The 2,555-nt window shown below is 32.3% G+C and carries 3 protein-coding genes, 2 tRNA genes and 1 pseudogene; all 6 read right to left on the bottom strand.

The window, feature by feature from the left end; translation table 11 throughout:
- A pseudogene (locus AMN73_RS00165) lies at nucleotides 1-601 on the bottom strand (NADH-quinone oxidoreductase subunit D); the annotation flags it as partial.
- Nucleotides 601-1,191 carry an NADH-quinone oxidoreductase subunit C gene (locus AMN73_RS00160; RefSeq protein ID WP_075534314.1) on the bottom strand — a complete coding sequence of 197 codons (591 nt, stop codon included), beginning with the start codon at nucleotides 1,189-1,191 and terminating at the stop codon, nucleotides 601-603. The gene AMN73_RS00160 and the pseudogene AMN73_RS00165, both read right to left, overlap by 1 nt.
- A 2-nt stretch (nucleotides 1,192-1,193) precedes the next feature.
- Entirely contained in the window at nucleotides 1,194-1,715 is a 522-nt protein-coding gene (locus AMN73_RS00155; RefSeq protein ID WP_075534313.1) for a NuoB/complex I 20 kDa subunit family protein, read from the bottom strand.
- A gap of 1 nt (nucleotide 1,716) precedes the next feature.
- Complete coding sequence (locus AMN73_RS00150) at nucleotides 1,717-2,085, bottom strand: NADH-quinone oxidoreductase subunit A (RefSeq protein WP_075534312.1); 369 nt, start codon at nucleotides 2,083-2,085, stop codon at nucleotides 1,717-1,719.
- A gap of 211 nt (nucleotides 2,086-2,296) precedes the next feature.
- Nucleotides 2,297-2,374: transfer RNA gene (locus AMN73_RS00145), tRNA-Asp, on the bottom strand.
- A gap of 4 nt (nucleotides 2,375-2,378) precedes the next feature.
- Nucleotides 2,379-2,454 (bottom strand) — tRNA-Val (locus AMN73_RS00140).
- Between the last annotated feature and the right edge of the window lie 101 nt (nucleotides 2,455-2,555).

Here is a 2,555-nt window from a genome sequence, read left to right as displayed (position 1 = left end):
CATTTCTTTGTTTAAAAATTCTATTTTCTGTAAGTAGACTTTCTAAATCATCAATAATTTTAGGAAATTTTTTTGTGAAATCAAAGATATCTGCGTCTAGTCCTCTAGGCATATCCTGGTGAACTCCACCTGCTCTAAAATAATTTGCATGTAATCTTGATCCAGAAACTCTCTCATAAAATGTCATTAGAGTTTCTCTTTCCTCAAATCCCCATAAAGATGGAGTAAGCGCTCCAACATCTAATGCTTGAGTTGTTATATTTAAAATGTGGCTAAGAATTCTACCAATTTCACAAAACATCACTCTTATAAATTGAGCTCGAATTGGAACTTCAATTTTCAAAATTTTTTCAATAGCAAGAGCAAATGCATGTTCTTGATTCATAGGTGCTACATAATCTAACCTATCAAAGTAAGGGACTGCTTGAGCATATGTTTTATTCTCTATTAACTTTTCTGTTCCCCTATGAAGCAGCCCTATATGAGGATCAGCTTTTTCAACCACCTCTCCATCTAATTCTAAAATTAATCTCAAAACACCATGTGCCGCAGGATGTTGGGGGCCAAAATTTAAATTTAAAGTTTTAGTTTGTTTTGCCATTATTCTTTCGTTTGGTTTTTAATGTATTTAGTTCCTTCCCATGGACTTTCATAATCAAAATTTCTATAATTTTGTTCAAGTTTTACTGGCTCATAGATTACTTTTTTTGATTCTTCACTATATCTAACTTCATTATGTCCTGTTATTGGGAAATCTTTTCTTAAAGGATATCCCTCAAAACCATAATCAGTCAAGATTCTCCTTAAGTCCGGATGATCTTTAAAATCTATTCCGTACATATCGAAAACTTCTCTTTCCATCCAGTTAGCTGAAGGAAAAATTTTTGTTAAAGATGGAACTTTTTCTCCTTCAGAAATATCAAATTCAATAAGCACTCTTGTATTAAATTCATGGCTTAACAATAAATATACAATTCTAAATCTTTGCTCTTTTTCAGGAAAGTCAACAGCAGTTATATCAATTAATTGTCTAAATTTTGTATTTTCATTAGTTTTCATGAAAAGTATTACATCAATTATATCATTGCTATCAATCGATAAATAAATTTGATTATGTTTGACTCTGGAAGAATTTATTTTTGTAGTTAGCTCAGAGTTTATTTTTTTTTCTAAATTGATTAAGTTTTCCATAACTATCTTTCGATTGATCCATGGTTTCGTATTTTTTTTTGTAATTGCATAATTCCATATAGAAGAGCTTCTGCAGAAGGTGGACAACCTGGAACGTACACATCAACTGGTACTATCCTGTCACATCCTCTGACGACTGAATATGAATAGTGATAATATCCACCTCCATTTGCACAACTACCCATTGAGATAACATATCTTGGTTCTGGCATCTGGTCATAGACTTTTCTAAGTGCTGGTGCCATTTTATTTGTAAGCGTTCCAGCAACAATCATAACATCTGATTGTCTCGGTGAGGCTCTAGGCGCGGCTCCAAACCTTTCTAAATCATATCTAGGCATTGATGTTTGCATCATTTCAACTGCACAACAAGCCAATCCAAAAGTCATCCAATGGAGTGATCCCGTTCTTGCCCAATTTACTAAATTGTCCATAGAAGTTGTTATAAAACCTTTGTCTGCGAAATCTTTAGCTAGTGTTTTAAACTCATCAGGAATTTGTTTTTCTCTATCGATTATATTCATATTACTCCCAATCTAATGCTCCTTTTTTCCACTCATAAATAAAACCTATAGTTAGTATAAATAAAAATATCATCATAGAAACAAAACCAAATATTCCAATTGCTCCAAGAGAAATTGCCCAAGGAAAAAGAAATGCTATCTCTAAATCAAATATAATGAAGAGTATTGCAACAAGATAAAATCTTACATCAAACTCCATTCGTGAGTCATTGAATGGCTCAAACCCGCACTCATACGCAGATAGTTTCTCTGGATCAGGGTTATTGGGTGATAGTAAAAAATTAATTAAAATAAAACCTGCACTTAGAATTAGTGCAATTACTAAAAACAATATGATGGGCAAATAATCTTTTAAAAATTCTACGAGCATAATATTTTAATTAAAATTTTAGAATACGAAAAATCTGATAAGATTCATATTATATTTGTTTTTTTTAACTATTTAAAGTTCTATTATTAAACAATTTAATTAATTTGATTTTTTATAGGTATTTTTAACAATAATAATAGTGAAATTTGGTCACGTTTTTTAGCCCTAATTTATTGAACGATTCATGTAATGAGAATCGTTATCAATTTAATGGCGGGAGTGACGGGACTCGAACCCGCGACCTATCGCGTGACAGGCGATCGCTCTAACCAAACTGAGCTACACCCCCATTTTGGTGGGCAGTAAAGGACTCGAACCTTTGACCCCCTCGGTGTAAACGAGATGCTCTACCAACTGAGCTAACCGCCCAAAATATTCGGTACTATTACATCAACGTTCGTACAAAGTAAATTATAAATTATTGATGATTTAGAAAGTCTACTTACAGAAAATAGAATTTTTAAACAAAG

This window comes from Candidatus Pelagibacter communis (assembly GCF_001179965.1).
Classification (GTDB): domain Bacteria; phylum Pseudomonadota; class Alphaproteobacteria; order Pelagibacterales; family Pelagibacteraceae; genus Pelagibacter.
This window is presented reverse-complemented; position numbering and strand designations above follow the sequence as displayed.

Bases quoted from the DNA above. Each gene is read 5' to 3' on its own strand.
- AMN73_RS00155 (WP_075534313.1), bottom strand. From the start codon at position 1,715: ATGAATATAATCGATAGAGAAAAACAAATTCCTGATGAGTTTAAAACA.
- AMN73_RS00160 (WP_075534314.1), bottom strand. From the start codon at position 1,191: ATGGAAAACTTAATCAATTTAGAAAAAAAAATAAACTCTGAGCTAACT.
- AMN73_RS00150 (WP_075534312.1), bottom strand. From the start codon at position 2,085: ATGCTCGTAGAATTTTTAAAAGATTATTTGCCCATCATATTGTTTTTA.